This is a genomic window from Microcoleus sp. D2_18a_D3 (genome assembly GCF_036702455.1).
Lineage (GTDB): Bacteria > Cyanobacteriota > Cyanobacteriia > Cyanobacteriales > Microcoleaceae > Microcoleus.
Genome location: NZ_JAUBTK010000106.1, coordinates 14,959 through 22,292, shown reverse-complemented (window position 1 = coordinate 22,292; position 7,334 = coordinate 14,959). Strand labels below are relative to the sequence as shown.

Sequence of the window (7,334 nt, the reverse complement as noted above, 5' to 3'; positions counted from 1 at the left end):
GTCATTGGATTTCTCACCGGATGGTCCTGGATTTTACAGGCTTTATCTCTATCACATCTTTAAAAAAATGGTATAAGCAAGCTGTATAACAGGCGAGCGGTACTTACGTAATTTTGACTAATATTGCGAGTTTTTTAAACCCCTAAACCTCGCATTCCGCGCCATATTTTCACCAGCAGTCCCGGACGCATTAACCCGGTTTTTTAAGGTAATTAGGTCAGGGAAGCGGTGAAAGTCAAAAAAAAAAACCAAGTTTCATTTCCCGCGCCTGATTCCTAGTAAAAAAACTGTTTTTACGTAAATCATAGTAATTAAAAACATACATTTCCGGCTCTTCCGTCCTAATTATTCGGAAACTCAAAATAGGCTGCTCCTATTGACATGAGAAATTTTTAGGAGTAAAAATAGTAGAAATAAATACGATCGCACTTTAAGCACCATCTTTAAACACAATGACACCCAACAAACTACATTTGCTCGGATGGTTATTCATTGTTGGCTGGCTGAGTGCAGCGGCGGGTTCGGCAAACGCGCAACCCATCGCCCCGGCACCAGACGGCACTAACACTGTTGTTACTCCCAACGGCAACCGCTACGACATTTCCGGGGGGGCCTTCAGCGGAGATGGGGCTAATCTTTTTCACAGTTTTACTCAGTTCGGCCTCAGCGAGGCTCAAACGGCTAACTTTCTGACTAATCCCAATATTCAAAATATTTTGGGAAGGATTACTGGGGGTAATCCTTCTTTAATAAATGGCTTAATTCAAGTTACGGGTGGCAATTCTAATTTATTTTTGATGAATCCTGCCGGCATGATTTTCGGGCCGAATGCCAGTCTGAACGTGCCTGGATCTTTTAATGCTACTACGGCGACAGGGATTGGTTTTGGGAACAATCAGTGGTTTAGTGCGATCGGCAATAACAATTGGGCAACATTAATCGGGGCACCGAACAGTTTTGCGTTTACCAATTTGCCAGGGGGAAGCATAATTAATGCAGGCAATTTGACGGTGACACCAGGTCAAAGTTTAAGTTTGATCGGCGGTACGGTTGTCAATACGGGTCAGGTAACTGCGCCTAGCGGCAATATTCTGATCAGCGCCGTACCGGGTAACAATTTGGTGCGAATTAGTCAAGCTGGAAATTTATTGAGTTTGGATATTCAGCCGACAGCAAATCAAAGTTCGCTGCCGAATAATTGGACGCAGCCAGTGTTATCTTTGCCGGAGTTGCTGACTGGACAAGGTGTGGCAGAGGCGACGGGTTTGACGGTAAATCCTAATGGCGAAGTTGTGTTGACTGGGAATGCTGCTGTGCCGGTAACTGCGGGAACTGCGATCGCATCCGGCAGTCTCAACGTCTCTGGCAACACTGGCGGCACTGTAAATATTTTAGGCGACAAAGTAGGAGTTATTGCAGGCAAGATCGATGCTTCTGGGATTAACGGCGGCGGTAATGTACTGATTGGCGGAGATTATCAGGGTTTGGGGACAGTGCCCAATGCTTTGCGGACTTTTGTTAGCAGCGACTCGACGATTAATGCTGATGCTGTTAGTAATGGGAATGGCGGGCGAGTAATAGTTTGGGCTGATGAAACTACTCGCTTTAATGGCAATATTACGGCCAGAGGCGGCTTATTTTCTGGGAATGGCGGCTTTGTCGAAGTGTCGGGAAAGCAATCGCTGGATTTTCAAGGATTAGTTGATTTGCGATCGACCTTTGGCCTCGCTGGCACCTTATTGTTAGATCCTACTGATATTACTATTAGTACAGATGTGGATACAGGTGGCACTTTATCAGGGGGAGCATTTACGCCCTCGGATGGGACTTCTACAATTAATAATGGGACGCTGCAAACACAGCTAGGTTTTGCAGATGTGACTATTTCCACTGCGTCGGCTTCTCCGAATCAAGGTGATATTACAGTCAGCGCTCCGATTTCGTGGGCTAATAGTAATTCCCTGACTCTGAATGCTAATAATAATATTGATGTTAGGTTGGGGGCCGATATCACAACTCAGGGAGGCAATGTCACTCTGAATGCTGATAGTGATAATTCAAACGGTGGTAATCTCACGATTTCCCGTTTGCAAATTAATACAAACGGGGGCAATTTCCTGGGAATTGGTCGAGGGAATGTTCTCAAGGGAAATGGAATCAATATCGGCGGCACAATTAATGCCGGAGGTGGGGACATTACCCTGGAGGGCCGCGGAGGAAATACGGCATTCAAAAACGGTATTTCACTAGGTGGTAATTTAATAACTACTGGAACGGGAGTTATTACGCTCAATGGCACAGGTGGCAGTGGCGGTTCTAATTCTGGCATTCAGATGAGGAGTGCGATGGTGGAATCACTGGGGACAGGGAATATTACCCTGACGGGTACGGGTGGCAGCGGCACTAATGGCAATCAAGGAATATTTATGATTGGCAGCACAGTTCGATCGCTCAATGGCAATATCAACTTGACTGGCACAAGTAACGGAACTGGAAGCGGCAACAGTGGGATAGCGGTTTCTAGCTCTTCTAACGTGAAGTCGGCGAGCGGAAATATAACTCTGACTGGCACAGGTGCGGGGACAGGAACCAACAACTACGGCGTTTTTATGGATGGTGGTGCTGCACTAGAAGCGACGGCAGGAAATGTTGATTTAACTGGTACGGGGGGGAATTCGGATGCAATTTATATTAACAATAGTGCGATTAACCCGACGGCAAACAGCGGCAACAAAGTCACTTTGACGGGTGATGAAATTACACTGTTCGGGGCGGAAGTCAAGGGTACAGGTACTATTGTGTTGCAGCCTCTGACGCCGAGTTTAAATATTAGTGTTGGCGACAGTGACCCTAAAATTAATACTTTGGATCTCAGCAATGCTGAACTCAATGCTCCTATCTTAAAGGGGTTTTCGCAAATAGCGATCGGACGGGCGGATGGGACGGGGACGATTACGATTGCCCCGGATGGTGTTACGTTCAACTACCCGATTATACTTAAATCTCCAACGGGTACGGGTTCGATCGCAGTTAACGGGCCAATTACAGCCAATGGTGATATTACATTTAACGGAGCTACTTCTCTAAGCGCAGACGTTACTACAAGCGGTAAAAACATCACTTTTAATGATTCTGTTACCCTCATAAAGAATGTCTTGGTTGACACGGGTAAAGCAGGTGCAGGCGACATTATTTTCCAAAAAACCGTCAAGGGCACAAATCCTAACACTCAAGATTTGACTCTAACAGCAGGTACTGGCAATATTACATTTGGTGGAGATGTCGGCAGCAGCATTACTCCTCTAGGCAAGCTCACAATTAATAGTGCTGGCAACGTCCAAACAAAGGCAATTACAGCCGCTGATATTACTCAACAAGTTGCTGCTACAGGTGCAGTCACTATCTCAGGTGATTTGACCGCCACTAATGGTGACATAAGTTTTAAAAATCCTGTTACTCTCAATAATGATGTTTCTTTCACCGCTAATAAACCTGGTACAACAGGTCTGGAAACCGGCAGGATTACTTTAAATAATGGATTTGTAGCAGGTAGCAACAGCCTCACCATTACCTCAGATCAAATTGATATAACCGGCCTTTCCTCGGGTACGGGCGATCTGGTACTTCAACCCTATAGGTTTGACTTAAAGATCGCACTTGGGGCCACAACAGATCGACCTGACTCCTTGGATATGACTGGGCTATTCAAAAGCCTGGACAATGGCTTTAAATCGATCGCGATTGGGCGGACAGACAGCAGTGGCGCAATTACCATCGAGTCACCTCTGACATTCCAAGATCCCGTGACAATTCGCTCTCCACAAGGCGCTGGATCGATCGCAATTTTGCCTCCTGGGACTCTCACTGGACTTGATAACGCTTCAATTGCACTGACAGCGAATCAAAACATCACCGCCGGCAATATAACTACGTCGGGTTCGGGAGATATCACCCTCACTAGCAACATCGGTACGATCGCACTCAATGGGCCGATTACCACAAGCGATCAAAACATCACTTTCAACGGGCCTGTTACGCTTCAAAATAATGTTTTGGTTGACACAGGTGCACTCGGTGCCGGCAATATTCTTTTCAGCAGCACCCTCAACGGTACAACTCCTTATAATCAAAATCTCACTCTCACATCAGGCACTGGCAATATTACCGTTAAGGGAGATGTCGGCAATCCTGCGATCGGCAATCTCCAGATAAATAGTGCTAGCGACGTACAAACAGCGGCAATTACAGCTAATAGTATTACTCAGAGTGCAGGTACGGGTACAACTGCATTCAAGGGCGCAGTGACAACCTATGCTGCGGGCGGCCTTAACTTGACAGGGACAAATTTTGCGATCGACAATCCAGTCACAACGCTAAATAATGGAACTTTTAAAGTCAACAATAGTGGCGACTTGAATATTGCTACTGTGGCAAATTTACTGCTGGATGGAGAATTTACTCAAAGCGGTACAGGCAAGGTTAATATAGCATCCAATATTACCACTACTAACGATAATATTAGTTTCAACAGTCCCGTTACTCTGACAAATAACGATGTTTCTTTCAACACAGGTGCAGGTGCTGGCGATATTATTTTTAACAATACAGTTGAGAGCTCCACTGCTAACAGTCCAAATCTCACTTTAACAGCGGGTACGGGTAATATTACATTCACAACAGGTGCGATCGGCAACAGCACCATTCCCTTCGGTGCGATAACTGCCCAAAGTAGTGGCACGACTAGCTTCGCGAGCACTGTCAATGCCCAAAGTTTAACAACTGACGCAGAGGGCACAACTAAACTTAATGGCAATGTCACTACAATCGGCAGCCAAACCTACGGAGATGCAGTTACAATTGCCAATAATCCGATTATTTCAGGTGACAGCATTACTTTCAATAATACTGTTGATGGTACCAGCGATTTAACTGTGAAAGCGGCTAGCGGTAATATTACCTTCAAAAGTGCGATCGGCGAAACAACTCCTCTGACAAATTTAACTGCCAACAGCAAGATATCTTTAGGCGGCAATGTCACTACAAGTGGTAGTCAAACTTATGGAGATGCAGTTACAATTGCCAACAATCCGATTCTTTCAGGTGACAGCATTACTTTCAATAATACTGTTGACGCCAATAACATTGGCAGCGACTTGACTGTCAATGGGGGTACGGGTAATATTACATTCAATGGTGCAGTTGGCAATACCAAGGCATTAGGAAATATTAATGCTAACTCTACAGGAATAACCGCATTTAATCAAACAGTCGATGGCGTGAGTTTGACTACAGATGTTGGCGGCACAACTCAACTCAATGGCAACGTGACTAGAACTGGCAGTCAAACTTATGGAGATGCTGTCACTGTTGCCAAAAACTCGATTCTGTCAGGCCGCGACATTACTTTCAACAAGACAGTTGACGTAGCTGGCAATCTGGGTATTGCCGCTGATAATGTCAACCTAAAAGGAACTGTAACAACCACCAATGACGGCACGCTTACAATCACCAATAAGGTAAATCTCAATATTGAGAATAACCTGAATTTAGACGGTGCATTTATTCAAAAAGGCGGGGGAACTGTTGCGGTTAGCGGAAATATCGCCACAACTAATGATAACATTAGTTTTAGCGACCCGGTGACATTAAAAGCTCCTGTTAATTTTACACTCGGAGATGCAACTATTGCTTTCGGTTCGAGTTTATCGGCAGGTAGTAACCCGCTGACTTTAACGGCAGGTGAAATTGATTTTTCTGGGAATGTTTCTGGTACTGGCGCGTTAACGCTGCAACCCGCCACAGCCGGACAAAATATTGCTGTTGGCGGAACTGATAACAATACTAGCGCTTTAGATTTGACTGCATCGGAACTTAATTTGATTCAAAATGGATTTAGCTCGATCGCGATCGGGCGCTCGGATAGCACTGCAAATGTTAGTATTTCCTCTAATCTTACATTTTTAGATCCAGTAAATATTCAAACGGGAACTGGTACGCTCGCACTTGATGGCACTCTTACCGGCAATGACAACAGCAGCATTGCTCTCAAGGCTTCCACAATTAATTTGAATTATGGCATCAATACCAATAAAAATCCGATCGCACTCAACGGCACTGTCACACTCGGCAACGATATTAATCTCAGTACCAGCGGCGGAGATATTAAGATAACGGGTGCGATAGACGGCAATCATTTGTTGAACTTAGATGCGGCTACAGGCAATGTACTGGTGCAAGGAAATATCGGAGGAACAGCACCACTTTCTGTTTTGAATGTTACGGCAACGCAGGCGGAATTCACTAACGGTAATATTGCGAGCAATTCGGGTTTTAATATTGCTGCTGCAAGCACTAAGTTGGGTGGCAATGTTACTACTAATCAGGGCAATATCAATATTAACGGTGTTCTCGGCTTGACGAAAGATGCGATATTGAGTACGGCCGGGGGGAATATTGCCTTTGGAGGTGCGATCGACAGTATTGATGCGGCCCGCAGCCTAAATCTGGATGCAGGTAGCGGCAGCATCACTTTCAACGGTGCGGTGGGGGCCACCAGCAAGTTAGGAAATCTTGCGATCGAAAATGCTGGCAATGTGACAGGAAACTCGACAATTAACGCGCAACAATTGACAGCAATAAACACGGAAAAAGTCAACTTATCGGGAGATGTCACCGCCGCCAAAGTCGATATTACTGCCAAGGGCGATCTAAGTGTTAAAAATATTACTACTAATGGCGGAGAAATTCTATTTACAAGCGGTAACAATTTCACCGCAGGCAATTTGAATACATCGGCAAACAGTGGCGGCAACATAACTGTTAAGGCGATAACTTCAATTACCACCGGACAAATTAACTCTAGCGCTATAGTCGGAAATGCCGGCAATGTGTTCTTAGACCCGATCGGCGATATTCAAGTAGAGTTTATCAATGCCCAAGGCGGTACAGGCGGCACCGGCGGCGATGTCACAGCAATAACAGGCAATTTTTTCCGGGCTACGGGTACTTTTTCAACCCCACTGTCGCCGACGGGATTTGCTAGCATTTCTACTGCTGGCGGTGCAGGTGGTGGCAAAATTACAATTGTGCACGCTGGGGGAGATGGAGGGACGCCGATTCAACCGTTTGTGGTGGGGAATGCTGCTAGCAACGGTACGGCGGGTGCAATTACAACGGGACAATCTACCATTACATCGCAGTCGTTTCCGCGTTCTAGTAGTGTTGGTAATATTGTGTTTTCTACTGACGACGCGATCGACCCGCCGCCAACGCCAACTCCAACTCCGGTAGTAACTCCGACTCCCACTCCGAGTGAAACTCCAACTCCGGTAGTA

Annotated in this window: 1 protein-coding gene; it reads left to right on the top strand. The window is 45.7% G+C overall.

The genetic code is table 11. The features are described 5' to 3' along the window. Positions 1-452: 452 nt before the first annotated feature. A partial coding sequence (locus QUB06_RS30555; RefSeq protein WP_333438469.1) for a two-partner secretion domain-containing protein occupies positions 453-7,334 on the top strand: 6,882 nt, incomplete at its 3' end.